Source organism: Candidatus Pantoea persica, assembly GCF_013753875.1.
GTDB lineage: Bacteria > Pseudomonadota > Gammaproteobacteria > Enterobacterales > Enterobacteriaceae > Pantoea > Pantoea persica.
In genome coordinates, this window is sequence record NZ_SMDS01000021.1 from 75,644 (window position 1) to 102,311 (window position 26,668).

A 26,668-nucleotide genomic window follows, 5' to 3' on the forward strand; every position below is an offset into this window, starting at 1 on the left:
ACGCCTGCGCTTTTTTCTCTTTTTTATTTAGCGGCGTACATGCGTGCGTCGCTCGCTTCCAGCAGCTGTTTCAGACTCTGCGAGCGGGCGTGATCAAATTCCACTACGCCGGATGAAAAGCGCAGCGCGTAGCGGCGATTCAGTCCTGCCGTCTGCTGCTGGAGAGAGCGCGAAAACTCCGCCAGCAGCGCTTCCGCATCGGTCTGGCACAGGCCGTTAAACCGCACCACAAATTCGCCATTGCCCAGACGAGCAAAAAGATCCCAATTGCGGAAAGAGACCTTCATGGTGTCGGCGAAGTCCATCAGTGCGCGATCGCCTTCGCGGTGGCCGAGCGTATCGTTAATTAGCTTACATTTGTCGAGATCGAGAAAGGTAAGGCAGGCGGGACGCTGCTTCAGCAGGCAGTCGTTCAGCACCAGCTGGCCGAGCGTCATAAAGCCGCGTCGGTTGTTGATCTGCGTCATCTCGTCGCAGGTGGCGACTTGAAAGGCCGCCAGCTCGCGTAGCGTGGCGCGATCGTCGGCGTCGAATGCGCGCGGTTCCGGGCTGAGAATGCAGAGCGTGCCGACATTGACGCCGCCCGGCCCGCGCAGCGGACAGCCGGCATAGAAGCGAATATGTGGCTTGCCCGTCACCAGCGGGTTGTCGTGGAGGCGCTCATCCTGCAGCGCATCCTCTACCACCATCACATCCTCCTGCAGGAGCACGTGGCCGCAAAATGAGATATCGCGCGAGGTGCTGGACGCCTAGTAATCGCCCGCGACCGACTTAAACCACTGCTGGCTGGCATCGACTAGGCTGACCAGCGAGACGGGCGTATCGAACAGACTGCGCGCCAAGCGCGTCAGGCGGTCGAAGCGCTCTTCCGGAGGGGGGGGGGTTGAGAATGTTCATCTCGCGCAGCTGGACAAGGCGTTGTGCCTCATTCGCTGGGTGTTGAGGTGCTTTCATCGCGTTACTCTTATCGTTAGTTATACAGGTGAAGCGAAGCTGATGTTGCCGTAAAGGCGAAAAGACGCCTGCGGTCGTTGCGATGGCCGACCGCAGGCACAGGGAGGATCAGAGCACTTTTTGTTCGGCGAGATCAAGGGCGAAGTAGCTGAAAATCACATCGGCGCCGGCGCGCTTAATGGCGCCCAGGCTTTCCAGCACCACGTTGCGCTCGTCAATCGCGCCCACCTGCGCGGCGAATTTAATCATGGCGTACTCGCCGCTGACCTGGTAGGCCGCCAGCGGCAGCTCGGTGCGGTCGCGGATTTCGCGCAGTACGTCAAGATAGGCGCCAGCCGGTTTCACCATCAGAGAATCTGCGCCTTCAGCGGCGTCGATCAGCGACTCGCGGATCGCTTCGCGACGGTTCATTGGGTTCATCTGGTAGGTTTTGCGATCGCCTTTCAGCGCGGTGCCGGCCGCTTCGCGGAACGGGCCGTAGAACGATGAGGCGAACTTGGTGGAGTAGGATATGATGGCGGTCTGGGTAAAGCCCGCCGCGTCCAGCGCCTGGCGGATCGCCTTGACCTGGCCATCCATCGCCGCCGACGGCGCAATAAAATCCGCGCCCGCCGTCGCCGCGACTACCGCTTGCTTACCGAGATTAATCAGGGTCGCGTCGTTGTCGACGCCGTGATCGCACAGCACGCCGCAGTGCCCGTGGCTGGTGTATTCGCAAAAACAGGTATCGGACATGACGATCATTTCCGGCACCGTATCCTTACAGATACGCGACATGCGCGCGACCAGCCCGTTTTCGTTCCAGGCATCGCTGCCGGTAGCGTCGGTGTGGTGCGAGATGCCGAAGGTCATCACCGAGCGGATGCCGGCTTTGGCGATACGCTCGATCTCATACGCGAGACGTTTTTCCGGAATGCGCATCACGCCCGGCATCGCCTCCATCGCTTTGTAGTCGTCAACACCTTCCTCAACAAAAATCGGCAGCGCCAGATCGTTCAGGCTTAGGGAGGTTTCTTGGAAGAGTTCACGCATCGCCGGGCTGGCACGCAGCCTTCTTGGACGCTGGATCAGATAAAATTCAGACATAGTCATTCTTACGCAGGTGAAAAAAAAAGTATCAACAGTTTACTCCTTAACGCGCGAGAATGAAGAATGTGCGCGGCGGGGAAAAAAGCCCGCCGATTGGCGGGCGATCTTCGCATTGATATCCTTGATTTTCTGCTTGATATTGTCGTGATGCTCCTGCAGGGCGCCCGGCTTCATCTGTGCCAGCGCGGCGGCATCCAGCAGGCAGCGCGTGCGCTCGCTCAGCACCAGATGCAGCGACACCACGTCGCTCGCCGCCAGTAGTGCCGTCAGCGACGGCATCAGCATGCCAAACGCCTGCGCCACCTTCACCATGTTGCCACCAATTAGCGCGCAGGTGCGCACCGCGTCCCAGTCGGCCAGCCCCAGCGCGACCTGCAGGTAATCATCAAGAAGGGTACAGTTAAGCATCACGGAGATCTCCTCTATGCGCATCGGCTGAAACTGCTGCTCCTCAAGCTAGGCGACAAACGCGCGGTTATCCATTGGGCGGGCGTAGTAGCCCTGAATAAAGGTGACGCCGCGCTGGTGCAGGTAGCGATACTGCAGCGCCGTCTCCACCCCTTCGCCCAGCACCTCCAACTGCAGCTTGTGGCTGAGGGTGATAATCGCATCCAGTACCGGCGTTTCGCCAGAAAGCGACTCGATGGCGTTGATAAAGCCGTGGTCGATTTTGAGGTAGTCCAGCGAGAAGGTTTGCAGACAGCTCAGCGAGCAGTGGCCGGTGCCGAAATTGTCAATCGCCACCTTCATGCCTTCGGCGCGCAGGCGATCGAGTTTTCTCGCCACGTCTTCACCATCTTTGATAAGGCTGCGCTCGGTCAGCTCTAGCGTAATCTGTAGCGGCGTGTGCTTAATTTTATCGGCAAAGGCGAGCATATCGTCGACTAACGCCGGATGTTGCAGATGTTCGGCGGCGACGTTGACGCCGATATGAAAGCCTGGCGCCACCAGCCAGTGCTGCACGTCGTCGGCGATCAGATCGAGCAGATGGCGGGTCAGCGGCACGATCATGCCTTCCGCCTCGGCGGCGCTGATAAAGATATCGGGCCGGATGGCGTCGCCGCTCGGCAGCGTCCAGCGTAGCAACGCCTCGGTGCCAGTGCAGCTCTGGGTAAGTTTGTTATAAACCGGCTGATAGTGCACCGAAAACTGATGCGCATGGATGGCGCGCCGGATCTCGTCGAGCTAGGAGATGCGGCGCTGCAGCCAGTTGGCGGCCAGCACCATCAGCAAAATAGAGAGAATGGCCGTCATCGGCAGGAAAATAAACATCACCTGTCGCCAGGCGCGCGTCAGCTCCGCGCCGGGCGTTTAAATAGTGAGGCTGATGGGGTAGCGCTGCGACTGCGCGTGGTAAATTTGCTCTTTGAAAAAGCTGGCGTGCGGCTGGCTCGCTTTTGATCAACGCCTATGGCCAGACGTTTGACGAGATCCGGCCGGAAACGCTGGTCAAGATCGATATCGACGGCTATATCGTCGAGGATCCCACGGGGTTGTGGATCAATCCGGAGGGCTTCGTGATCCACAGCGCCATCCACCGCGCCCGTCCGGACGCCCACACGGTCATGCACACCTATACCGCCGCCGGCATCGGTGTGTCGGCGCAGCTGCAGGGGCTGCTGATGATCTCTCAGCACAGCACCCTCTTTCACAGCCGCGTCGCCTACCACGACCATGAGGGGATCGCGCTCGATCTCGACGAACAGTAGCGCATTGTCGCCGATCTCGGCAGCCTGAACGCCCTGCTCCTGCACAATCAGGGGGTGCTGACCTCAGGCGGCAGCATCGAAGAGGCGTTTTATAACCTCTACTATCTCGAGCGTGCCTGTCAGGCGCAGCTGGCCGCCCAGTCGGGCGGCGCGGCGCTGATCGTGCTGCCGGAGGCGGTGGCGGAGAAGGCGGCGCAGGCGTTCGACAACAGCATCCGCAATAAAAAGTATCAGCTGCACTGGGATGCCTATATTCGCCAGCTCAGCCGCAACGTGCTGTAAGGAGCCGTGATGAACGCAATAAAAGGCTTTGCGGCGGCGCTGCTGCTGGGCGCCAGCGCGATGGCGCAGGCCGCGCCGGATCTTAGCCGGGTGAAGCTGGTGCTGGGCGATCAGGCGCGCAATCTGCGCTCGCTGGTGGAGGCGTCTGGGGTGCTGAAGGATGCGCCTTACCACTATCGCTGGGTGAACTTACAGGGCGCGGCGCCGCTGTTTGAAGCGCAGCGCGCCGGCGCGGTTGACACCTCGTACGCCGGCGACCTGCCGGTGCTGATGGCCGCCTCCGGCGGCGTGCCGCTGAAAATCATCGGCACCAACGTCGGCGACGCCGCATCGAACGGGCTTGTGGTACCCGTCGATTCGCCGGTGCGCAGCGTCAAGGATCTGGCGGGCAAGGAGGTGGTGGTCTCCTCGGCACGCGGCAGCATCTCGCAGCACTTGCTGTATGAGGCGCAGGAGGAGGCAAAGGTGCCGCGCGACAGCTTGCCGATGCGATTTGTGATGCCGACCGACGCCAGCGCCGCCTTTAAAGCCGGACAGATCGGCGCCTGGGCTACCTTCGATCCCTATCTCGGCATCGCCGAGCAGCACGGCGCGCGCCTGGGTGCTGAGCCATAAAGAGGAATATAATCAGGTCTATGTGCAGCTGACGCGCCTGCCGCCTGCCGATGCGGAGAGGATTACCGCGCACCTTTCGTACGGCATTCGCGCCGTAACGGCGGAGGATATCGCGAAGGTGCAGAAGGTGTCGGATCTCTTCAGCGCACTGAAGATTCTGCCGAATAAGGTGGACGTAGCGGCGATTACAGTGCATGGGCGCTTTGCCCATGCACTGATGTACAGCCTGTTAATCGTTAAATAGCATCTGGCGCAGCGCCAGCTCGACGCCGCGCAGCTCTGCCAGCCCCTTCAGGCGGCCAATCGCTAAGTAGCCCGGATTGGTGCGCTTGTGCAGGTCGTCAAGCATCTGATGGCCGTGGTTGGGACGCATCGGAATGGCATGCTTCTCACCCGCGCGGCGATGGCGTTGCTCCTCTAGCCAGAATCACCCTGATTACGCCCACCATATCTACTCTACGTCGCCTGCCAGATGCGCCGCCTCATGGAAACTGTTGGGGTTCTCCTCGCGCTGCGTGGCACGCAGGTGGATAAAGCTGATGCGATCTGTAAAGCGTGCCGCCATCTGCGTCAGGTTGTTGTCGGCGCGCACGCCGTAGGAGCCGGTGCAGAAGCAGAAGCCGTTGTGCAGGCTGTCCACCGTCTCTTTTAGCCACTGCATATCCTCTTCCGTGGAGATAATGCGCGGCAGGCCGAGAATAGGGCGCGGCGGATCTTCCGGATGCACCGCCAGCTTCACGCCGACCGCTTCCGCCACCGGCACGATGGCGCGCAGAAGAAAATGTGTCATATGCTCGCGCAGCGTCGCCTTGTCGATCCTGTCATACTGCGCCAGCTGGGCGCGAAACTGATCCAGCGTGTGGCCCTCTTCTCCAGTTCCAGCGTATAGCCCTCTTCCGCGCCCGGCAGGCTAGTGATAATGTTGCGTGTCAGCAGCGCCTTGTCGTCATAGCTCATCGTGGCAAAGCAGTGCGCGGCGGCTTCTTGCTCCGCTGCGGAATCGTCCTCTTGCGCGCCGGGCCGCTGCAAAATATGCAGCTCGAACGCAGCGAAGGCGTTGGCGTCGAAGCGCAGCGCTTTCGCACCGTCTGGCAGCGTCCAGGCGAGATCGGTGCCCGTCCAGTCGAGCACCGGCATAAAGTTGTAGCAGACGATCTCGACGCCGCACGCCGCCAGGTTGCGTATCGACTGCTGATAGTTGGCGCGCCGCGCTGCGTCTTGATCGCCTCATGCATCGGAATGCTTTCCACCACAGACCAGACCAGCCCCTTTGCCGCCAGCAGCGCCTGGCGCGCATCGTCTAACGAGACCGGATCCGTTGGGGCCATACCAGCGCCATGTGTGTTCCATTTTCATTAGCCAGAGAGTTTGGCCCAGTAGGCAAGCCACTAGAGCGAAAGTATGCTAGCCTGACGGCAAAGACCGTGATCGCGATTGCAGCGCCGCGAATTGCGTCTGCCGGAAACGGCGCACGGCGTATGCTACGCTGCGCTTTTGCTGACAGGAGAAATACCATGGCGCTGCCCGTGCTGAAAACGGAACGTCTCTATCGCCAGATCGCCAGTGCGATTATGGATAGCATCAACGCGGCGATTTCGCGTCGGGCGCGGCGCTACCGCCGGAGCGCGAGCTGGCGAAACAGCTCGGCGTCAGCCGATCCGCGAGGCGCTGATCGCGCTGGATATGACCGGCAGGGTCGATATCCGCACTGGCAACGGCGTCTTTGGATAACGATAAACAGCGCCGCCACCAGCGTCGCGTCGTGGACGCTGTTAAGCAGCAGCGCCTGCAGCACCGGCGGGATGCCAGCGATGATCGGGCCGATGTTGGGGATATAGTTGAGGATAAAGGCCACCACGCCCCATAGCAGCGCAAACTTGATATCGAGCAGATAGAGCGATAGCCGTTGCGCTGCAGCGCTAGCGTCCAGTTCTGCGCCGCGATATAGGGCGGCGTCAGGAACGGCACCAGAAACAGCAGATCCCACAGCACGCCGAGCGGCAGCCCGACGGCGAGGCTGCACAGCACCACGCCGACGCCCACTTTCAGCGTGCCGCTCCACATAGCCAGTAGCGCGTCGTCGGCGAACAGGCGCGGCAGGGCGCTGAACGCGCACTGCCAGCTGCCAGCGCCCAGCTGCGGGAAGATCGCCTGCAGCAAGATGAACAGCGGCGGCAGCGCCAGCAGGATCAGGCCGTTCAGGGCACGCGACATCTTACTGGGCAAACAGCGTCGCGAAGCGCTTCAGCACCGACGCACGGTCGGCATTGCCCGACTGCTGCATCGGCAGCAGCCGAATCTCGGTAATCAGCGGACGCTGCGCCGGGATATTTGTGCGCGCCGGCATCAGTCAGGCCTTCGCCACCTGCTTTTATCCCTCGTCAGAGAGCACGTTGTCGATAAACTGCTTCGCCTCCTGCGCGTGCTGGCTGCTTTTCAGGATCATCAACGGACGCGGCGCGACCATGGTGCCGCTCTCAGGGAAGATCACCTTTACCGCTTCGCCTTGGGCGATGTTGTTGTAGGTGACGTAGTCTACAGCGCCAAACACTGCGGCTTTAGCTCTCTGCAACACCGGCGTCAGCGCCTGCTCGTTCGGGCCGCTGATTGCCATGCCGTTTTCTTTCAGCTGGCGGAACAGCGTCCAGGCCTTTTCGCCTTTGCCGTTTTGCAGGCCCATCAGCAGATCGAGCGACGCGCTGGAGAGCGCCGGATCAGGCGTGGTGACCTTGTCCTTGAACGCCGGGCCGGTCAGATCCTGCCAGCTTTTCGGCTTCGGTGTGCCGCTCTGGGTATTCCAGACGATGCCGAGCGCGGAAATACCCTGCGCCACATAGGACGGCGTTTTTAAACGCCGCCGGCACCTTGTCGGCATAGCGACTCTGGTAGGGCAGCAGCTAGCCGCGCTGCTGCAAAGCTTCGGTGGTATCCCTGGAGGCGGAAATCAGCACGTCGGCCTGCTCCGCTTCCAGCCGCGCCATCACCTTGCCGGTGGTGGCCTGAAAGACATTCACTTTGATGCCGGTCTGCTTTTCGAAGCTGCTCGCCAGGCCTTTCGCCAGCAAGCCGGGGCCGGCAGTGTAAACCGTCAGCGCATGCGCATCATTCATCATCACGGCAGCGGTCAGCAGCATCGTCGCTATGGCTCCTGTTTTAACGGGCTTGAGAAAAAGCACGGGGATCCCCTGAGGTGTGGGTAAAAGAAACCACCGGGCCCTGCGCCAGATGGAGTATGCGATCGGCAATAATGTGCGCCTCGTCGCGATCGTGCGTGACGTAGACGGCGGTGGCGCCGGACTGACGCAGCAGCGCCTTCATGCTGTGCACCAGGCTTTCGAGCAGCGCGCGGTCGAGGTTCGAGAGCGTTTCGTCAAACAGGACGATGGTGGGTTCGGCCACCAGCGCGCGCCAGCGCTTCGCGGGTTTTTTTCGCGACGCCGCGCATGCACAGCAGAAACGCGACGTTTTCGCCGACGCTCATATGCGGTCAGAGCGCGTAGTCCTGAAACACCATGCCGAGCTGGCGCGTTTCCGGCGGCAGCATATGCTGCGCGCTGGCGACGAAGCCGCAGCCGGACGGGCCAGGCAGCGCCAGCGTTTTGCCCGCGGCGAGCTGCAGCGACAGGTTGTGCAGGATGCGCTGCTGGTTGATCGACCAGCTGACTGCTTTCAGGGGGAATGGGCAGGGAGGCGCGCGTCATCGCTCCGCTCCAGCCGTAGACGCGGGGGACGGGCAGCTACGCGCGCCTAAAAACTCAGGGACGTCATCAGATAGTTATCCTCTGTGGGACTTTGCTGGCGCGAGTCTAGGCGGCCATTATGACGAAAAGATGACCAGCAGGGCGGCGACGCAGACGCGTCACGACTCGAAAAGCGGCGCTTATGGTGGCAAGCTGTATAGCAATCTCCGTCAACCACGAGCGAAATTTGTCATGCCAGACCAACCCGCAGCGGAACCTGCTCATAAAGGCATCGGCTTAACGCTGCTGATTATCTCTATCGTAATGTATAACTTCGCCAGCTACCTCACCATCGGGCTACAGCTGGCGGCGTTGCCTGGCCTGGTGCATGAGCAGCTCGTCTACAGCGCCTTCTGGGTAGGGGCCGTGATCAGCCTGCAATATCTGGCGACGCTGCTGAGCTGCCCGCATGCCGGACGCTACGCCGATATCTGGAGGCCGAAGCGCTTGGTAGTGCTGGGGCTGGCGGGGGTGCTGATCAGCGGTCTCTGCTATCTGCTGGCCAGCTGGCTCTCCGCCGCGCCCCTCGCCAGCCTGGCGCTGCTGTGCCTCGGACGAGTGATCCTCTGCGTCGGCCAGAGCTTTACCGGGACCGGCACCTCGCTGTGGGGCGTGGCGCGCGTCGGCTCGCTGCATATCGGCCGCGTCATCTTGTGGAACGGCATCTGCACCTACGGCGCGATGGCGCTGAGGGCGCCGCTCGGCTTGATGATCTATCGCCAGGGCGGCTTGCTGCTGCTCTCTGCCATCATCATCGCCATCTGCGCGCTGGAGACCTACATGGCGTTTATGGATCTAGTGCTGGGGATTACCGGTCCGGTGGCGGGATTTATTATGGGCTTCGCGCGGGTGCCGCTGGTCTATCTGCTGACGGGGCTGCTGGTCTGCCTGGGGCTGTACTGCACGCTGCGTCTTATTCGGCGCACGCCTGAGACGGCGGCGGAGGTGAAAGAGCCATAAAAAAACGGCCTCCGACCGAGGCCAAAAATGTGTCTTAAGACACAGATAAGGGTAGGGCGGCGCGGCGGCCCGTGAGCCGCCGCGCGATGGTCAGGCCTGCAGCAGCGCGATGCTGTGGCGGATCTGGCGTTCGATTTCAGCCGGCGTCCAGCTGTTCAATTCAGAGGAGAACGGCTCGAAGGCGTAGACGCCCTTATAGTCCAGCATCTCCAGCCGCTTCACCTGCGCCAAGCTGTTCAGCACGTCGCGATCGCTCAGCATAATGCGCTCTTCATCGGTCAGTTCAGCTGTGGCGCGGGTATCTTCCACGCCGGAAAGGTGCACCAGCCCAATCATCTCGACGTCGATCTCTGCCGGGAACTCCTGCTCGGCATGCTCGTAGAGATAGTGGTGGAAGGTGTCGATCACCAGCTTAAACGGCGCCTGCGCGTCGCGGATCAGCCGCTGCGCCTGTACCGCCGAGCGCAGCGAGCTGACCGGGAAGCCCAGCGGCTCTACCAGTCCCTGTACGCCATGTTGCGCAAAGCGCGGCGCGAGCGCGGCGAGCGCCGCCAGCGTGTCGTCCGGCGCAATCGCGACGCCTTCATTGAGTGGGCACATCACCAGCGCTTTCGCGCCGATCGCCTGCGCGTCCTGCAGTAGCGCGTCTGCCTTCGCCAGCAACGCCTCATCGACGCGGTTGAACGGGTAGAGCGCATTAATGGTCACCACCTCGATATGGTATTTCTCCAGCAGCGCGCGCGTCTGTTCATAACTCAGGTCATCGCATACCTTGCCGCTCGGCATGTCATTGCGCAGCTCCACCTTGTTCAGACCCATACGCTGAACCAGCTGAAAAAAGGCCTCCAGCGACAGACCGGGAGCAATTTTACGGTTAATACAGAAACGGGTTGGATCGATGGCCATGCTGCGGCTCCTGTAGCTGTGCGAAAAAGTAAAGGAAGTCAGCTGGAGCCAAAGAAAACATTTATTTCATACATAGTGAATTGTGGAATTTAAGAGTTGAGATCTGCCTCGCAATAATTTTATATTTCGTGGCAGATCCGTCCAGCTTGTCCTGTTTTATCAGAGGAGATCGCGCATCTACGACGCGCGCTGGTGCCGCCTGAACGCCTGTCAGCAGGCGGTTTCGCGGCTTGCAGAGGAAAATGCGATCTGCACCGCTAAAAGGAAATTTCGCGGCAAGATTTATTTGAAAAATTAATTTCATCTATAATAGCTTTATAGCACGCTTTTGCTCCTGCCCAATCAGACAGCATGGCGTCACGCCAAGGCTCTGCAGGGAAATCACACATTCAAAGAGGCTACAACATGACGATCATCGGAAACTTCATTGGCGGTCAGATTACCTACAGCGCCAGCAACGAAACCATTCCCGTCTACGATCCGGCAACCGGCAAAGTGGTGCGCGAGCTGACGCAGAGTACTGGCGCGGAAGTGGCTGAGGCGATCAACGTCGCGCATCAGGCCTTTCCGGCATGGTCGAAAACCTCGCCGCTGCGCCGCGCCCGCGTCTTGTTTAACTTCAAAGCCTTAATGGAACAGCATCGTGATGAACTGGCCAAACTGATTGTTTCCGAGCATGGCAAGGTCTGGTCGGATGCGCAGGGCGAGCTGACGCGCGGCCTCGAAGTAGTGGAGTTCGCCTGCGGCATTCCGCACCTGATCAAAGGCGAATATTCCGCCAGCGTTGGCACCGGCGTCGACAGCTACTCGCTGATGCAGCCGGTGGGCGTAGTGGCGGGCATTACGCCATTCAACTTCCCGGCGATGGTGCCGCTGTGGATGTTCCCGATCGCGCTCGCCTGCGGTAACACCTTCGTGCTGAAGCCGCCGGCGCTCGATCCCTCTGCGGCGGTACGCATGGCGGAGCTACTGAAAGAGGCGGGACTGCCGGACGGCGTGTTCAACGTGGTGCACTCCTCTAACGACGACGCCGAGCAGCTGTATAAAGATCCGTGCATCGCGGCGGTGAGCTTCGTCGGCTCCTCCGGCGTCGCCGAGCATATCTACACCACCGCCAGCGCCCACGGCAAACGCGTGCAGGCGTTCGGCGCGGCGAAAAACCACGCCATCGTGATGCCGGACGCCGATCTCTACGCCACCGTCAACGCCATTATGGGCGGCGCGTTCGGCTCCGCCGGCGAGCGCTGCATGGCGCTGCCGGTAGTGGTTGCGGTCGGCGACGATACCGCCGACAAGCTGATTGCGCGCCTGACGCCGCTGATCAAGGCGCTGCGCGTCGGTCCCGGCATTAACCAGGGCGAAGAAGAGAATGATATGGGGCCGGTGGTGTCGGCCGCGCACCAGAAAAAGGTGCTGGGCTATATCGACAAGGGCGAGCAGGAGGGCGCGAAGCTGGTGGTCGACGGCCGCAACTTCCAGGTGCCGGGCCACGCTGAGGGTTACTACGTCGGTGGCACGCTGTTCGATAATGTGACCTCAGAGATGACCATCTGGCGCGAAGAGATTTTCGGGCCGGTGCTGAGCATTATGCGCGCGCCGGACTACGCCAGCGCGCTGCAGCTGGTGAACAGCCACGAGTTCGGCAATGGCAGCGCCATTTTTACCAGCAACGGCCACACCGCGCGCGAGTTTGTGCAGGATGTGGAGGTGGGCATGGTGGGCGTCAACGTGCCGGTACCGGTGCCGATGGCGTTTCTCAGCTTCGGCGGCTGGAAGCGCTCGGTGTTCGGCGCGCTGAATGTCCATGGCCCGGACGGCGTGCGTTTCTATACCCGCATGAAAACCGCCACGGCGCGCTGGCCGAGCGGCCAGCAGACGGTGTCGGAATTCAGCATGCCGACCCTGAGCTAAGCGCAGCTGAGGGTTACGATCGCTGCAGGCCGCGGCGACGCGCCTGTAGCGACTTGTTTTCAGGCTAAAAAGGAGAGTGGGGATGTCTTTACTTGCAAAAGCGCAGCAGCCGGACGGCCAGGGACGCATTCAGCACATTACCCCGGAAAGCGCGGGCTGGCGCTATGTCGGCTTTGATGCCTATCTGCTGAAAAAGGGCGAAACCCTGCGTCTGAGCAGCGGTGATAAAGAGCTTTGCTTGGTGCTGGTGGCGGGGCTGGCCTCGGTAAAAACGCGCCATGCGGAGTTTCCCGGCATCGGCAAACGCATGTCGCCCTTTGAGCGCACGCCGCCCTATTCCGTGTACGTGCCGCACGGCGACGAGGTGGAAATCGTTGCCGACAGCGATCTAGAACTGGCGGTGTGCAATGCGCCCAGCCAGGGCAACTTGCCGGCGCGGCTGATTGCGCCTGCCGACGTCGGCGTGGAGCGGCGCGGTAAGGGCCGCAACAAGCGGCTGGTGCACAATATTCTGCCGGATGACAAACCGGCCGACAGCCTGCTGGTGGTGGAGGTCTATACCTATGAGGGCGACACTAGCTCGTATCCCAGCCACAAGCACGATCATGAGCAGAGCGACGCGGAAACCTACCTGGAAGAGACCTACTACCACCGTTTCGATCCCGAGCAGGGCTTTGCCATGCAGCGCGTCTATACCGACGACCGCAGCCTGGATGAGTGTATGGCGCCCTATAACCGCGACGTGGTGACGGTGCCGCGAGGCTACCATCCGGTCGCCACGCTCGCCGGCTATAACAACTACTACCTGAACGTCATGGCAGGCCCAGTACGCCTGTGGAAGTTCACCTGGGAGAAAGACCACGCCTGGGTCAACAGCGATAACTATCCGCGCGACTAGCGGCCGCGTTCAGAAATGAAAAAGGGCAACCACAGGGTTGCCTTTTTACTGCTAAAAACAGTCCTCAGACGCTGGCGTTATTTAACGCCAGCGACACCGCCAGCGTCTGCGCCAGGCAGAGCGAGGCGACCTGCGAGCGGAAGCCGTCTACCTGCGCTTCCCGCACCACAAAGCAGACGTCGCTGAACGCCGCCAGCGGGCTGACCTGGCTGTCGGTAATGGCGATTTGATGCGCGTCGAGCTTCGCGCCCATCTCCACCAGTTCCACCGCTTCGCGCGCGTAGGGTGAATAGCTGATGGCGATCACTACGTCTTTGGGGGTCACCAGACTGAACTGCTCGGTGAACATGCCGCCGAGTCCGTCAATCAGGAAGGCACGGCGCTCCAGATGGCGCAACGCGTAAACGAGATAGGAGGCGACGCTGAACGAGCGGCGCAGGCCGATCACATAGATATTCTCGGCGTCCTTCATCAGCTGCACTGCCTTGTTCAGCTGGTCGGGATTGACCTGCATCGCCAGCTGCTGCAGCGCCTGGCTGTTGACCATGGTAAAGACGTTGAGGATTTCCGCCGGGCTTTCCGGCGAGGAGGTGGCGTCATCGGTAGCGGTTTGACGGAACAGGCGCGCGCGTTCGGTATAGTTGACCGTCTCTTCCATCAGATGCTGACGGAAAACCTGTTTCATTTCGTTAAAGCCGCTGAAGCCAAAGGCGTTGGCGAAGCGGATCAGCGTGGAAGGCGGCACGTCCGCCTGCGCGGCGATTGAGGCCACAGTATCAAAGGCAATGCAGTTGCTGTTATCGAGAATATAACGTGCCACCTGCTTCAGGCGCTTGCTCAGCGTTTCGTAGCGGCGACGAATATCATCCTGTAACAGGGATAGCTGGGTAGGGGTATTGGTCATTACTTCGGCCCGTTAAAAAAGAAACATGGCTGGATAATGAGCGCTATAGTATCAGATGAACGGAAAATTTCATTTGTTTGCGCTCAACGCGGGCTTTATTTCGTGGGTTTATGAATTACCTCACATAATGCAGGGAATCGGAGGGGAAAAGAGGTGAAAACCTAGAGATAAAGCGGATCTGAATGATCCTGCGCGCTGCAGCGACGCGCAAGACGGCGCGGGAAAAAGCGTTACAGGCCGGCATGCTCGCGAATATATTTGCGAGCCTTGACTGCATATTCGAACGGATTGGCCAGCGCCGGATCCTGCTCGGCCTCAACCACCATCCAGCCACGATAGCCGTAGTCATCGAGGATTTTAAACACCGGTTGGAAGTCGATCACGCCGTCGCCCGGCACGGTGAAGGTGCCTTTTTTCACGCCGTCAAGAAAGCACAGATGCTGGTCGCGCACCTGTACCACCACCTCGTCACGCACGTCTTTGAGATGGACATGGAAAATACGCGGCAGATATTTTTGCAGCACGTCGAGCATCGCCTGCTGCGACCCTTCGGAGTAGTAGATATGGCCGGTATCGTAGAGCAGACCGACGTTATCGTTGGTCAGTGCCATAAAGCGGTCGATCTCCTCCACGGTCTGAATGCCGGTGCCCATATGGTGATGCAGCGTCACGCGCATCCCCTTCGCGGCGGCGATCTCTGCCAGTTCGTTGTAGCCTTCCGCCGTCAGACGCCACTCCTTGTTGCTGAAGATCGGCTTCTGCTCCAGCACCGGCAGCGTAGTGCCCTGAATGCTTTTGCTCTGCTCGGAACAGCCGATCACGCGCGCGCCCATGGCGTGCAGGAAGTTCACATGGTTAACGAACTCGCCGATGGTTTTCGCCTTGTTGCCGCTGGCGAAAAAGGTGCTGAACCAGGCGTTGCAGATCTCGATACCGCGAATCTCAAGCATCGGCTTCAGGATGGCCGGATCGCGCGGGTATTTGCTGCCCACTTCGCTGCCGGTAAAGCCCGCCAGCGCCATCTCGCTCACCGTCTGTTGAAAGGTGTTCTCTTTGCCCAGCTCCGGCATGTCGTCGTTGGTCCAGCCAATCGGCGCGATAGCCAGTTTTACGTGCTCTTTGTTCATCTGTTTAATCCCGACAGGTCAGGGCGGCGGCCGCCGCCCACAAGGAAAGGGAAACGCTTAGTTTTTGTCGTAGAAGGCCGGACGCGGCGGCATCTCTACCGGCTCGATGGCGCCGCTCTGCTGCGCCTTCAGGCAGGCGTCGGCGGCCACCGAGGCGGCAAAGCCGTCCCAGGCTGACGGGCCGGTGAGTTCGTCCGCCTTCACGTCGTTGATAAAGGCCTGCAGCTCAACGTCGTACGCCTCAATGAAACGGTCTTTCCAGTCGGTCAGGATGGTGGTGGAGAGTTTGGCTTCGCTGCGTATCTGCACCGATGCCGGCTCCGGCAGCTTCGCGATGCCGGTTTCGCCCACCACTTCGCACTGAATGTCATAGCCATAGGCGCAGTTCACGAAGATCTCGACGTCGATGCGCACCCCTTTTTGCGTTTCAAACAGCACGATTTGCGGATCCTTCAGGTGCGCGTGCGATTTCGAGGTGACGCGTGGGAAGACCACCTGCACGCTTTTATAGTCGTCATTGGTCAGCCAGCGTAGCACGTCCAGCTCGTGGATCAGCGTGTTGGTGATCGCCATGTCGGTGGTGTAGCTCTCCGGCACGGTGGGGTTGCGGTGCGCACAGTGCAGAATCAGCGGCTCGCCGATGGCGCCCTCGGTAATTACCTTTTTCAGCGCGCGATAGCCTGCATCGTAAGGGCGCATAAAGCCGACCTGCACTAGGCGTTTGCCGTGCTTTATCTCGGCATCCACCACGCGGCGGCAGCCTTCTGCGCTCATCGCCAGCGGTTTTTCGCAGAACACCGGCTTGCCAGCGGCGATGGCCGCCAGGGTAAATTCTTCATGGGTCGGATCCCAGGAGGTCACCAGAATCGCCTCGACGTCGGGCGACTGGATCACCTGATGACCGTCGGCATAGATTTCCGCCTCGATATTCAGGCGCTGCAGCGCGGGGCGCGCGCCGTCGACGTTGATATCCGATACCGCCACCACTTTTGCCCCCTGCAGGACATTGTTGCAGCGACGAATGTGTTCCTGACCGATTGTGCCGGTACCGATAACGCCAAGTTTCAAAGTCATAATTACACCTGTAGGGTTCGTATCGAGGAAAAGGGCCGGGGCTGCCGGCCAATTATTAATATTTGCGCGCCTGGTCGAGGTGGGCGTTGAGCTTCTCCGCCACCGCCTGCACGCGTTCTGAATCAGAGGCCTGGGCGACGCCGACGTGCCACCAGCTAAAGTATTTGTGCACCATGGTTTTCGGCAACACTTTGATGTCGATAAGGGTGGAAACCGGCGAGTGACGCGCCTCTTCCAGCGCGGTTTCCAGCTGCTCCAGCGTGGTGACGCGCCAGGTTTTGCAGCCGTAGCCCGCGGCGATGGCGGCGAAGTCCACCGGCACAAAGCCGCCGTCCAGCCTGCCGCCTTCAGGATTGCGGAAGCGGAACTCGGTGGTGAAGCTGTCCATGCCGTGTTCCATCTGCAGGTTGTTGATGCAGCCGTTGGTCATATTGTCGAACAGCACCACGTTGATTTTGGCGCGCTCCTGGATCGAGGTGACCAGCTCCGAGTGCAGCATCATAAAGGAGCCGTCCCCCACCAGCGTGTAGACCTCGCGCTCCGGCTGCGCCAGCTTAGCGCCCAGCGCGGCGTTGACCTCATAGCCCATGCAGGAGTAGCCATACTCAACGTGATAGGCGTTGTAATCGCGGGTGCGCCAGACGCGCTGCAGATCGCCGGGCAGACTGCCCGCTGCCGCCACAATCACCGCATCCTTTGGGAGCTGCTCGTTTAGCGTGCCGAGCACGCGGCTCTGGGTGAGTACCGACTGGGTAAGGCGATTGAATTCGGCGAACACCGCGTCGCGATCGATGTGGTCGGCGATTTCTGGAATAAAGCCTTCGCCACTGTACTCCACCTGATAGACGCGCTGCGTCTCTTTCAGCAGCTTGCTCTGCGCCTGCGCGATCTGATCGCCCCAGTCGTTGCGGTACTCTTGATCCGCCAGCCCCGCGTCGAGCGCGACGAGGGCTTCGCGCGCGTCGGCCAGCAGCTGCACGCCGTCCAGCTTGTAGCTGTCGAAGTTGCTGACGTTGACGTTCAGGAATCTCACCTCAGGATGCTGGAAGATCCATTTCGACGCGGTGGTGAAATCGGTGTAGCGCGTGCCGATGCCAATCACCAGATCCGCCTCTTTCGCCAGTAGGTTGGCGGCCAGACAGCCGGTTTCGCCCACGCCGCCGACGTTCAGCGGATGATCGGAGACGATAGTACCTTTGCCCGCCTGGGTTTCGGCGAAGGGGATCCGGTAGCGCTCGGCGAACTGGCGCAGCGCCTCGCCCGCCTCGGAGTACTTCACGCCGCCGCCCAGTACGATCAGCGGCTTGCGCTTGCGGCCAATCAGCGCCAGCGCGTCGCTAAGCTGCGCGGCGGTCGGCAGGCGGCGATCGAGGCGGTGCACGCGCTTCTGGAAGAAGTAGTCCGGGAAATCCCAGACTTCGCCCTGCACATCCTGCGGCAGCGCCAGCGTCACCGCGCCGGTTTCGGCGGGATCGGTAAGAACGCGCAGCGCGTTGATGCAGGCGCTCATCAGCTGCTCGGGACGGCTGACACGATCCCAGTATTTGCTGACGGCGCGGAAGGCGTCATTGGTGCTAATGCTGAGATCGTGGCTCTGCTCGATCTGCTGCAGCACTGGGTCGGGCTGGCGCGTGGCGAAAACGTCGCCCGGCAGCAGCAGCAGAGGAATGCGGTTGGCGGTGGCTGTGGCCGCTGCGGTGATCATATTGGCGGCGCCGGGGCCGACCGACGAGCTGCAGGCGATAATCTGGCGGCGCAGCGACTGCTTGGCGAAGCCCATAGCCGCGTGCGCCATGCCCTGTTCGTTGCGGCCCTGATGCACAACCAGATCGCCACTGTCCTGCTCCAGCGCCTGTCCCAGCCCCAGCACGTTGCCGTGGCCGAAAATGGCGAAGATGCCTTTCACAAACTTCGTTTCCACGCCATCGACATCGATGTATTGATTATCAAGAAACTTAACCAGCGCTTGGGCGGTGGTCATTCTGCTTGTGGCCATATGCTTTTCCTCTACATGCTGCAACCTGGTGGCAGGTCAGCGACGTGGCGTGCCGCGTAGGGCGACCGCAGGTAACTGAAACGTGAAACGATTATATATAAGTAAATATATTTTTCATAAAATATGATTACAGAGGAAATATTTCATTTTGCGATTGAGATCAAATTTAACCGCGAAACAGGGGGATTAGCGGCGCTCAGGCAGGAGGAAGTGAAACGCGCGGCAGGTTGCGTCGCCTAAAGAGAAAAATTCATTTCGCACCAGCAGCCTCACGGATTTACAGACGCTTTCTTGCGATCTGCCTCATAACCCTTTGGCGTCGCGAAACGTGCTGTGGGTTTCAGGGCTTTTACGCCGGCGGTGCAGAGTTTTACTTGGTTCACAAAATCGCAATGTATGTTTCACTTTATGTTGTCTTTAAAATTTTTAATCCTCATACTCTCCCCATCGCCAGTCTGGCAAGCAACAAAACCAGATCCACGCCGGGAGGTTGCCTCTCTTGCCCGCTAGTCTGCTTATCACAGAAGGAAACCACAGGTATGAGTACACAACAAAAGCGGCTAGATGTGATTTGTATTGGACGCATCGCCGTTGACCTTTATGGGCAGCAAATTGGTGCGCGGCTGGAGGATATGAGCACCTTTACCAAATATCTTGGCGGCTCTTCCGGCAATGTGGCCTACGGCACTGCGATCCAAGGACTGAAATCAGCGATGCTGGCGCGCGTGGGCGATGAGCATAACGGTCGCTTTTTGCGCGAAGAACTTAATCGAGTGGGATGCAACACCGACGGCCTGATTACCGATAAGCAGCGGCTGACCGGGCTGGTGATTTTGGGCATCAAAGATGAAGATACCTTTCCGCTCATCTTCTACCGCGACAACTGCGCCGACATGGGGCTGGTGCCGGAGGATATCGACGAGGCCTACATCACCTCGTCGCGCGCGGTGGCCGTCACCGGCACCCATCTTTCCCATCCGCAGACGCGCGCCGCGGTGCTGAAAGCGCTGGATATCGCGAAGCGCAACGGCCTGCGCACCGCGCTGGATATCGACTATCGCCCGGTACTGTGGGGCCTGACTTCGCTGGGCGACGGCGAGACGCGCTTTATCGAGTCGGAGCAGGTCACGCGACAGCTGCAGGAAGTGGTGCACTATTTCGACCTGATCGTCGGCACGGAAGAGGAGTTTCATATCGCGGGCGGCAGCACCGACACGCTTGCCGCGCTGAAGAACGTGCGACAGGCGACACAGGCGACGCTGGTGTGCAAGCGCGGCCCGCTGGGCTGCGTAGTGTTTGACGGCGCGATCCCCGACCTCTGGGAAGAGACACGGTTGCACAGCGGCGTGCGCGTCGAGGTGCTTAACGTGCTGGGCGCGGGTGATGCCTTTATGTCCGGTCTGCTGCGCGGCTGGCTCAACGATGAGGGCTGGGAGCAGGCGTGCCGCTACGCCAACGCCTGCGGCGCGCTGGTGGTATCGCGCCACGGCTGCGCGCCGGCGATGCCGACCAAAGCGGAGCTGGATGACTTTCTCAGCCGCGATAGCGACGTTAAGCGTCCCGATCTCGACGCGCGCCTGAACCATCTGCATCGCGTCACCACGCGCAGGCAAGCGTGGCTAGAGCTGAACGTCTTCGCCTTTGACCATCGCAAACAGCTGGCCGATATGGCGCGCGAAGCAGGCGTGGACGAGAGCAAGATTCCAGCACTGAAAGTGCTGCTGCTGAAGGCCGCCGAAGAGGCGGCGCGCGAGGCGGGGCTAGAGAGCAAGAGCGGCATTCTGGCCGATACCACCTATGGGCAGAAGGCGCTGAACGCCATTACCGGCAAAGGGTGGTGGATTGGCCGTCCCATTGAGCTGCCCAGCTCGCGTCCGCTGCGCCTTGAGCACGGCAACATCGGGTCGCAGCTGATCGACTGGCCCGCCGAGCACGTGGTGAAATGCCTGGTGTTCTACCATCCCCATGACAGCGCCGAACTGCGCAAAGAGCAGGATGACCTGATCCTCGACGTCTGGAGGGGATGCAATAAAAGCGGGCACGAGCTGCTGCTAGAGGTGATCTTGCCAGAGAGCAACCCGGATCATAACGAAGCTTACTATGTGGATATGCTGAGTCACTTCTATCAGCTGGGCATCCAGCCTGACTGGTGGAAGCTGCCGCCGCTGTCGGCCGCGAGCTGGCAGGCGATCGGCAGCCTGATTGAGCAGCAGGATCCCTACTGTCGCGGCGTGCTGCTGCTGGGCCTCGACGCACCGGAGGAGAAGCTGAAGGCGGGTTTCGCCGCCGCCGCGCAGGCACCGTGGGTGAAGGGCTTCGCGGTAGGCCGCACCATTTTCGGTCAGCCGTCGTACCAGTGGCTGCAGGGCGAGCTGGACGATGCGGCGCTGGTGGAGAAGGTGAAGGGCAACTATCTGCGGCTGATCGACTACTGGCGCGCCGCGCGCGGTTAGGGCAAAAAAAGGCGGGAAGATTCCCGCCGTTTTTATTTAGGTAGGGTACCACCCACGCTTAAACTGTTTAGCCGTCTGCTAAAACAGCTTTATTTCAGCATGATGCTTTGAACGATGCTGTGCGCGTCGCTCTGCGCCTGCTGCTGGTTATCGCCCGGCAGGGTAATCTGCAGCGTCAGCAGCTTGCAGTCGACCTTCGCCAGAACCATTGAGGACCAGGAGGTCTGGTTATTAGCCGATACCACGCTGTCGAGACGCTGCGCAGGCTGATCTTTCAGGGTAATCGCCTTAATTGGAAACCACCTGCTGCTGCTCCAGGCGCTGTGCCAGCACGTCCAGCCCTTCGTTGGTGGCGTCGCCGGCGATCACGATAATGACGCGCGCGCCGGTTTCATCAGCGTAGACGTGCATATTGGTTGTCTGGTTGCCCAGCTTGCCGCTCTTGTCCGACATGCCGGCCGGCAGCGAGAAGCTCAGCTTGCCGTCAATCAGGTTCACGGTCTGCGCCGACTAGCTGGCGCTGGCGCTGGTGCTGTTGCCGCCGGTGGTCTCTTCTTTCTTCTGGTCGCAGGCCGCCAGGCCCAGCACCAGCAAGCCGATACCCGTATATTTCACTAAGTTTTGCATCTGAATCCCTTTATTTCATTCAGTAAGGCGTTCATACAACGTGAATCAGGCGGCAAAAGCAACCGCCTGATTGTCAGCAGATCTTAGCGGGTCGTGAAGAAAGGCTCTATGGTGGATTAGCTAAAATTTACCTGCGGACGCTGCGTGCGCTCCGCCAGGCGCTTCAGCATCGCGTTAAGCAGAACGCCATAGGCCGGCAGGAAGAATACCAGGCAGATAAGGACCTTATAAGCTGTAGTCCACCAGCGCGATCTCGACCCAGTGTGCTGCCATAAAGGGATCGGTGCTCTTGTCGAACGCGATAAAGATAAAGAAGAAGGCGAGGGTATCGCTGACGTTGCCGAGAAACATGGCGGCGGCAGGCGCGGCCCACCACTGCGGCAGCTTGTGCAGGCGGTTAAAGACGTGCACGTCGAGGATCTGCCCCAGCGCGTAGGCCATAAAGCTGGCGCAGGCGATGCGTGCCACGAACAGATTGACGTTATGCAGCTCCGCTAAGCCCTGCTACTGACCCTGATAAAACAGGCTCGACACCATATAGGAGACGAACAGCGCCGGGATCATCACCGCAAGGATAATGCGTCGCGCCAGCGGCGCGCCGAAAATCCGCACCGTTAGATCGGTCGCCAGAAAGATAAACGGGAAGCTGAACTCGCCCCAGGTGGTATGGAAGCCAAAAACGGAAACCGGCAGCTGCACCAGATAGTTGCTGGAGATAATCATCAGCAGGTGAAACAGCGAGAGCCAGATCAGCGCGTGCTGACGCTGACGCAGAGAGAATTCGATCATAGTGGACCTTTTTCATATTGGGGTGAGGGAACCCATTGCCTCGCAACTAGAGCCGCGTGACGGTGCCGAATTAAAAAACCGCGGCATATTACCGCGCTGTGCTATTTACGCAATGGTTAATTTTAACGCAATCGTTCTCGTCTTGTGTCTGAGGGGCTGCGCGCTAAAATGAGCACCCCTGATTTAGAGCGAGTGTATTATGAGCGATACCTTCCCGACGGCCGATTACCATCTTGACGTGTTCGGCCTGCGCTGTCCGGAACCGGTGATGATCATGCGTAAAACGGTCCGTAACATGCAGGACGGGGAGACGCTGCTGATTGTCGCCGACGATCCCGCAACCATACGCGATATTCCCGGATTTTGCCGCTTTATGGAGCACCGCCTGCTGGCGCAGCAGACCGAAACCCTACCTTATCGCTATCTGATCCAGAAGGGTCTCGGCGCCTGATATCGCGCGTCGGCTAGCGCGTGCACAGTAGGCGTAGCGCGTTCGCCGTGACCAGCACCGTCGCGCCGGAATCGGCGAGCACCGCCAGCCACAGGCCGGTAAAGCCCAGCAGGGGCGTCACCAGAAACAGCGCCTTCAGCCCCAGCGCGATGGCGATATTCTGCCGTAGCGTGGCGCGGGTACGCCGCGCCAGCGCCAGCAGCGACGCCAGCCGGCAGGTTATCGCGCGTCAGCGCCGCGTCGGCGTTCTCCAGCGCGATGTCGCTGCCGCTACCCATGGCGATGCCGACGGCGGCCGCTTTCATCGCGGGCGCATCATTGATGCCGTCGCCGACCATCGCCAGCGGCTGCTGCTGGCTCAGCGCCTGAACGGCCGCTGACTTTATCGGCGGGTAGCAGGCCGGCGCGATAGTCGATGCCCAGCTCGCCAGCAATCGCAGGATCGCCACCAGCGTTCGTCCCTGTGCTTCGTGCTGCGCAATCTGCGCGCGCTGCGCGGTGTTCAGGGCGGCGGCGCGGCCTGGCGACAGCAGTTCCACCTGTGCGCCGTCGATCCGCGCGGCGACGCCGCTGCCCGCCAGCGTCCTCTGACCGCTCGCCTGCGGCATGGTCAGCGGCCGTGCCTCGGCAGCGGCCACGATCGCCGCCGCCAGCGGATGGGTTGAACCCTGTTCTACCGCTGCCGCCAGCGCCAGCAGCTCATCCTCCGACGCCGTGGCGAAAGCGAACACTGCGGTGACCTGCGGCTTGCCCTCGGTCAGGGTGCCGGTCTTGTCGAAGGTGATGGCGCGCACGGCGGCGAGGCCGGAGGTAATCGCCGCAGGCGTGGCGATCACCAGCGCGCAGGGACAGCCGATCAGCAGCAGCGTCAGCCCTTTGTGGATCCACGGCAGCCAGTCGCCGAAACCGAGCAGCGGCGGTAGCACCATTACCAGCGCGGCCAGCAGCATAATCAGCGGCGTATAGAGACGACTGAAGCGATCGATAAAGCGCTCTACCGGCGCGCGATGGCTGTCCGCCTCTTCTATCAGCGTCAGAATGCGGTCGATGGTGCTTTCGCCCGGCTTTGACGTCACCTCAATCTCAACCAGACGATCTACGCTGGTGGCGCTCTCCAGGCGCAGCGCCATCAACTGCGTCACGCCGCTGCGCGCGCGCCGGTATGCGCTACGCGCCACCGGCCATAAGCTCACCAGCGTGGTGAGGATAAATAATCCGTCGCCCCAGCGCGGGGCGAACTGGCTCAGCGCCGCGCTGGCGAGCAGCGGCGGCGCGTCGCGGTAAAGCTGAAAAATAGCGCGCGTAACCGCCTTTTCTACCGCGGCGGAGATATCGGCGCGGGCGTCGACCAGCAGCTTTTCACTGGCGAACACTACGCGCGCGCGAATGACGTCCAGCAACTGGCCGACGGCGGTTTCAAGGGTACGGGCGCAGCCGGGGCCGTCCATGCCGCTGACGCGCCAGCTGAGCCGCTGGGCGGCGCGAAGTCTGTCGCCCTCGTCGTCAGACGTGCCATCGGCACGGCTGTCTGTTGTGCAGCAACCGCTGTCGCATTCAGGCTGAACGGAAGAAGCGACGGGCCGCCTGTCGTCCTCGCTGCCGACGCTGCTCTCTGTCGCGCAGCAATTACCGCCGCATTAATGCTGAACGGGCGAGGCGGCGCGAACAGTGAGGCTGGTGGGCGACGCGCTGAGGATGGCGCACAGGGGTGTAGCTGAATGGGCGTGGCGCTGGTAGCCGCAGGCGTGATAATGATGCATATAACCTCCAGTAACGGGCGGGCGACGCCGCCCGCTACTGCATCCTACACTCTGGAGTCGACTCCAGAGTCAAGCGCGGTTATCTCAGACCAGCCAGAGCGAGCGGACGATCATAAAGTGCCCGGCAAAATAGCAGGCGGCAATAATGGCTCTGTCGACGCGGAAGCGACGACGGAAATGGCTGACGAACCGGATAATATTTGCCAGCAGCAGCAGGCCAGCACCTACGATCAGCGTAAAGCTGTCGTCGCTCGGTCGGAAAAAATATTGCTCGGCAGCCAGCTAGGTCATCACCAACGCCATGCCGATAAGGGTGCAGATCGGCCAGCGCAGCGTCTCCTGTCGACTCCAGATGGTCGCGATGGTGATCGCGCCGATAATCAGCAGCGTCAGCGGAATCGGCCAGTAGAAGGTCATGGTCATGTTGGCGGCGAAGTAGAGGGTGTAAAGCAGGTAAGAAAGGAAAAAGGCGCCCAGCGCGTAGAGCATCTGCTGACGCGGCAGCAGCAGCAGCGCGTCGCCGATCAGCGTCGCCGCCAGCCCGGCCATGATCAGGTAGTCGGTGGCCTGCAGCACAGGCGCCTGCCACGCCCAGCCTACCAGCAATAGTAGCGTAATGGGCTTAAACAGCCAGCGCTGCCATGCGGGCCGCGATAGGATGCGTCTACATAGAGCCAGCCAGAGAAAAGTTCGGCAAGAAAGGACCAAAGCATCGCAGCTCCCTTAAAGGACAACCTGTCCATCAGATGGTCAAATTCCCGACAAGTAGATCCCAGTTTAGGTTACGGCCTTGCAATGTGACAATCAGGCAACTCTGGTTGTATGCTTCCCTCACACTGCTTTTCAGGGCTGAACAAGACGGAAAAAACCATGAGCAAACCACCGCTACTCTTTTTTTATCGTACTGGCCGTGATCGCCGTTCTGGCGACCCGGCAGTTTATCAAGCAGCGACGCGAAGCCGCCGTCAACGATGTGTCGCCGGTGCGCACCCTGACGGTGAAGGTCAAAACCAAGCGGGAATACCCGTAGCCCAGTCGCCGATCTCGCCAGCGAGAAGTGATCGCCGGCGAAGATATGCGCTATGAGGCCTGGTTTCATCCCGAGATATCAAGGCGATTGTCGGTGATCGCGATTATAACCAGATGGATACCGGCGCCAGGGGCGAGCTGAAAATGCAGGGATCGCGCTTCGTCAGCTTTACGCCGGTTAACTAGCAGGGCGTTAATCGAGGTTGGCGGGGCAGGCGACGCGACAGGCGGCCTGCTTGCCGCCCCGGACAGCAACTGGGCACGGGACGCAGCGCGAATGCTTCTCCGTCCCGGCCAGCGCGCTGGCTCTCTGTTACTTCTTCTTCGGAAAGTTAGCTTTCTGCCACGCCAGCAGTTCAAACACGCCGACCAGAAAGATCTTCGTCTGCGTCCAGTGGTCGATGGGCGGCGCGTCTTTCGGCTGGGTGGCGCGCAGCAGCGTCAGCTGCAGGCCGTGCACCAGCACCATGAAAAAGAGCGCAAAGTGAATAAAGTAGCGCAGCGGCTTCGGGTAGGGAGCCACTAGGTTGAACAGCAAAAACGCCCAGATGCACAGCGTCAACAGGCGACCTAAATTAAGCAACATCAGATGTCTCCTGTTGTCGGTGATATAAACGATACGCCACTTGCCCGGCGATTTTTTCTCGGTGCAGCGACCAGCTGGCGGGCACCGGCGGCGCGCCGTGTTCCACTTCGCTTTCCACGTAGATCATCGCCTCCTCTGCCAGCCAGCGATTCTGCTCCAGCAATTGTAGCGTCTGCGCCAGCAGCCCTTTACGAAACGGCGGATCGACGAACACCACGTCATAAGGCTCGCCGGCAGCCGCCAGCCAGCTGAGGGTATTGGCGTTGACCACTTTCGCCGCGCTGGCGCGCAGAGTTTGCACGTTTTTTTCCAGCTGCTGCGCCACGGGACGCTCCAGCTCCAGCAGCGTGACCGACGCCGCATGACGCGACAGAGCCTCCAGCCCGAGCGCGCCGCTGCCCGTAAAGCAGTCGAGACAGCGCGCCTGCGGCAGCACGGGCGCTAGCCAGTTAAACAGCGTTTCACGCACGCGAGCGGTGGTAGGACGAAGCCCGGCGCTGTCCGGCACCGGCAGTTTGCGACCGCGCCACTGGCCGCCGATGATTTTGATCTGTCCGGCGCTGCGAGGAGGGTTACTCATCTTGCTCACAACTCGTCATAATTTATTGCGTAGTTTAACGGGCTAATCGGTGAGAAGAAACGTTAAAAAAGGGTGCTGTAGTGCGCTGGCTGGAAAGTGTTAGACTAATGAGTTTCTGAAGTAATACATAATTCTGCCGTTTTTCGCCCTGCTGGCGATAAACCAGAACTCATTTCTATCCCCTGGAAACAGCGACCGACCAGGATGACGCCATAGCGGAGTGTGGTC

General features: G+C 60.5%; 17 protein-coding genes and 14 pseudogenes. 10 read left to right on the plus strand and 21 right to left on the minus strand.

Annotated elements, in window-relative coordinates; translation table 11 throughout:
• Positions 1-23: 23 nt before the first annotated feature.
• The 4 genes and pseudogenes from EIO60_RS13955 to EIO60_RS13970 form a co-directional block, all read right to left on the minus strand.
• On the minus strand, positions 24-710 hold the full coding sequence (locus EIO60_RS13955) for a sensor domain-containing diguanylate cyclase (protein ID WP_374058201.1): 687 nt from the start codon (positions 708-710) through the stop codon (positions 24-26).
• Between the two features lie 352 nt (positions 711-1,062).
• A complete protein-coding gene (gene hemB, locus EIO60_RS13960; protein ID WP_258577142.1) occupies positions 1,063-2,040 on the minus strand; it encodes a porphobilinogen synthase in 978 nt (325 codons plus the stop codon).
• A gap of 39 nt (positions 2,041-2,079) precedes the next feature.
• On the minus strand, positions 2,080-2,475 hold the full coding sequence (locus tag EIO60_RS16945) for an NAD(P)-dependent oxidoreductase (protein WP_374058202.1): 396 nt from the start codon (positions 2,473-2,475) through the stop codon (positions 2,080-2,082).
• A gap of 24 nt (positions 2,476-2,499) precedes the next feature.
• Positions 2,500-3,414 (minus strand): annotated as a pseudogene (locus tag EIO60_RS13970) (EAL domain-containing protein); the annotation flags it as partial.
• Positions 3,415-3,440: 26 nt separating this feature from the next.
• Between EIO60_RS13970 and EIO60_RS13975 the strand changes: the two are divergent.
• The 3 genes and pseudogenes from EIO60_RS13975 (at position 3,441) to EIO60_RS13985 (ending at position 4,893) form a co-directional block, all read left to right on the plus strand.
• Positions 3,441-4,034 (plus strand): annotated as a pseudogene (locus EIO60_RS13975) (class II aldolase/adducin family protein).
• A gap of 9 nt (positions 4,035-4,043) precedes the next feature.
• Positions 4,044-4,649: an ABC transporter substrate-binding protein gene (locus EIO60_RS13980; RefSeq protein ID WP_258577143.1), complete on the plus strand. Its 606-nt coding sequence runs from the start codon at positions 4,044-4,046 to the stop codon at positions 4,647-4,649.
• The gene (locus EIO60_RS13985) at positions 4,636-4,893 is read left to right on the plus strand and encodes a type 2 periplasmic-binding domain-containing protein (protein WP_258577144.1); all 258 of its coding nucleotides are present in this window, start codon (positions 4,636-4,638) and stop codon (positions 4,891-4,893) included. The genes EIO60_RS13980 and EIO60_RS13985 overlap by 14 nt, the downstream gene beginning before the upstream one ends.
• On the opposite strand, the pseudogene uxuA reads toward EIO60_RS13985, so the two are convergent.
• Positions 4,879-5,505 (minus strand): annotated as a pseudogene (gene uxuA / locus EIO60_RS16950) (mannonate dehydratase). The gene EIO60_RS13985 and the pseudogene uxuA sit on opposite strands and share 15 nt — an antisense overlap.
• Positions 5,436-5,834, minus strand: a complete 399-nt coding sequence (locus EIO60_RS16955) for a mannonate dehydratase (RefSeq protein ID WP_374058205.1) — start codon at positions 5,832-5,834, stop codon at positions 5,436-5,438. The pseudogene uxuA and the gene EIO60_RS16955 overlap by 70 nt, the downstream one beginning before the upstream one ends.
• 329 nt (positions 5,835-6,163) lie before the next feature.
• On the opposite strand from EIO60_RS16955, the pseudogene EIO60_RS13995 reads away from it, so the two are divergent.
• Positions 6,164-6,374, plus strand: a pseudogene (locus EIO60_RS13995) (FadR/GntR family transcriptional regulator); the annotation flags it as partial.
• Position 6,375: 1 nt separating this feature from the next.
• On the opposite strand, the pseudogene EIO60_RS14000 reads toward EIO60_RS13995, so the two are convergent.
• The 4 pseudogenes from EIO60_RS14000 to EIO60_RS14015 all read right to left on the minus strand — a co-directional run.
• Positions 6,376-6,555 (minus strand): annotated as a pseudogene (locus EIO60_RS14000) (AI-2E family transporter); the annotation flags it as partial.
• Positions 6,549-6,863 (minus strand): annotated as a pseudogene (locus tag EIO60_RS14005) (iron ABC transporter permease); the annotation flags it as partial. The pseudogenes EIO60_RS14005 and EIO60_RS14000, both read right to left, overlap by 7 nt.
• A gap of 1 nt (position 6,864) precedes the next feature.
• A pseudogene (locus tag EIO60_RS14010) lies at positions 6,865-7,783 on the minus strand (ABC transporter substrate-binding protein).
• 19 nt (positions 7,784-7,802) lie between these two features.
• Positions 7,803-8,322, minus strand: a pseudogene (locus EIO60_RS14015) (ATP-binding cassette domain-containing protein).
• A gap of 259 nt (positions 8,323-8,581) precedes the next feature.
• Here EIO60_RS14015 and EIO60_RS14020 point away from each other — a divergent pair.
• A pseudogene (locus EIO60_RS14020) lies at positions 8,582-9,175 on the plus strand (MFS transporter); the annotation flags it as partial.
• A 264-nt stretch (positions 9,176-9,439) separates the two neighbouring features.
• Here EIO60_RS14020 and EIO60_RS14025 read toward each other — a convergent pair.
• Positions 9,440-10,255 (minus strand): TIM barrel protein, encoded by an 816-nt coding sequence (locus tag EIO60_RS14025; protein WP_258577146.1) that lies wholly within the window; start codon positions 10,253-10,255, stop codon positions 9,440-9,442.
• A gap of 405 nt (positions 10,256-10,660) precedes the next feature.
• Between EIO60_RS14025 and EIO60_RS14030 the strand changes: the two genes are divergently transcribed.
• Entirely contained in the window at positions 10,661-12,166 is a 1,506-nt protein-coding gene (locus EIO60_RS14030; protein WP_258577147.1) for a CoA-acylating methylmalonate-semialdehyde dehydrogenase, read from the plus strand.
• Positions 12,167-12,248: 82 nt separating this feature from the next.
• Positions 12,249-13,064: a 5-deoxy-glucuronate isomerase gene (gene iolB, locus EIO60_RS14035; protein WP_258577148.1), complete on the plus strand. Its 816-nt coding sequence runs from the start codon at positions 12,249-12,251 to the stop codon at positions 13,062-13,064.
• A 64-nt stretch (positions 13,065-13,128) separates the two neighbouring features.
• Here iolB and EIO60_RS14040 read toward each other — a convergent pair whose 3' ends face one another.
• From EIO60_RS14040 to iolD, 4 genes are all read right to left on the minus strand, one after another.
• Entirely contained in the window at positions 13,129-13,968 is an 840-nt protein-coding gene (locus tag EIO60_RS14040) for a MurR/RpiR family transcriptional regulator (protein WP_258577149.1), read from the minus strand.
• A gap of 230 nt (positions 13,969-14,198) precedes the next feature.
• Entirely contained in the window at positions 14,199-15,095 is an 897-nt protein-coding gene (gene iolE / locus EIO60_RS14045; RefSeq protein ID WP_258577150.1) for a myo-inosose-2 dehydratase, read from the minus strand.
• 57 nt (positions 15,096-15,152) lie between these two features.
• The gene (gene iolG / locus EIO60_RS14050; RefSeq protein WP_258577151.1) at positions 15,153-16,169 is read right to left on the minus strand and encodes a bifunctional inositol 2-dehydrogenase/D-chiro-inositol 1-dehydrogenase; all 1,017 of its coding nucleotides are present in this window, start codon (positions 16,167-16,169) and stop codon (positions 15,153-15,155) included.
• Between the two features lie 55 nt (positions 16,170-16,224).
• Positions 16,225-18,165 (minus strand): 3D-(3,5/4)-trihydroxycyclohexane-1,2-dione acylhydrolase (decyclizing), encoded by a 1,941-nt coding sequence (gene iolD, locus EIO60_RS14055; RefSeq protein ID WP_258577152.1) that lies wholly within the window; start codon positions 18,163-18,165, stop codon positions 16,225-16,227.
• Between the two features lie 539 nt (positions 18,166-18,704).
• On the opposite strand from iolD, the gene EIO60_RS14060 reads away from it, so the two are divergent.
• Positions 18,705-20,618 carry a bifunctional 5-dehydro-2-deoxygluconokinase/5-dehydro-2-deoxyphosphogluconate aldolase gene (locus tag EIO60_RS14060; RefSeq protein ID WP_258577153.1) on the plus strand — a complete coding sequence of 638 codons (1,914 nt, stop codon included), beginning with the start codon at positions 18,705-18,707 and terminating at the stop codon, positions 20,616-20,618.
• 89 nt (positions 20,619-20,707) lie between these two features.
• Here the strand turns inward: EIO60_RS14060 and EIO60_RS14065 are convergent.
• Together EIO60_RS14065 and EIO60_RS14070 are read right to left on the minus strand one after the other, a co-directional pair.
• Positions 20,708-21,245 (minus strand): annotated as a pseudogene (locus EIO60_RS14065) (DcrB family lipoprotein).
• Positions 21,246-21,361: 116 nt separating this feature from the next.
• Positions 21,362-22,034, minus strand: a pseudogene (locus EIO60_RS14070) (7-cyano-7-deazaguanine/7-aminomethyl-7-deazaguanine transporter).
• Between the two features lie 199 nt (positions 22,035-22,233).
• Here EIO60_RS14070 and tusA point away from each other — a divergent pair.
• Positions 22,234-22,485: a sulfurtransferase TusA gene (tusA, locus tag EIO60_RS14075; protein WP_258577154.1), complete on the plus strand. Its 252-nt coding sequence runs from the start codon at positions 22,234-22,236 to the stop codon at positions 22,483-22,485.
• A gap of 13 nt (positions 22,486-22,498) precedes the next feature.
• On the opposite strand, the pseudogene EIO60_RS16265 reads toward tusA, so the two are convergent.
• A pseudogene (locus tag EIO60_RS16265) lies at positions 22,499-24,059 on the minus strand (HAD-IC family P-type ATPase); the annotation flags it as partial.
• A 270-nt stretch (positions 24,060-24,329) separates the two neighbouring features.
• Positions 24,330-24,958: pseudogene (locus tag EIO60_RS14085) on the minus strand (lysoplasmalogenase).
• Between the two features lie 157 nt (positions 24,959-25,115).
• On the opposite strand from EIO60_RS14085, the pseudogene EIO60_RS14090 reads away from it, so the two are divergent.
• Positions 25,116-25,460, plus strand: a pseudogene (locus tag EIO60_RS14090) (DUF2500 domain-containing protein).
• A 127-nt stretch (positions 25,461-25,587) separates the two neighbouring features.
• Here EIO60_RS14090 and EIO60_RS14095 read toward each other — a convergent pair.
• Positions 25,588-25,860 carry a DUF1145 family protein gene (locus EIO60_RS14095; protein WP_258577155.1) on the minus strand — a complete coding sequence of 91 codons (273 nt, stop codon included), beginning with the start codon at positions 25,858-25,860 and terminating at the stop codon, positions 25,588-25,590.
• A complete protein-coding gene (rsmD, locus tag EIO60_RS14100) occupies positions 25,850-26,440 on the minus strand; it encodes a 16S rRNA (guanine(966)-N(2))-methyltransferase (RefSeq protein ID WP_258577156.1) in 591 nt (196 codons plus the stop codon). The genes EIO60_RS14095 and rsmD overlap by 11 nt, the downstream gene beginning before the upstream one ends.
• Between the last annotated feature and the right edge of the window lie 228 nt (positions 26,441-26,668).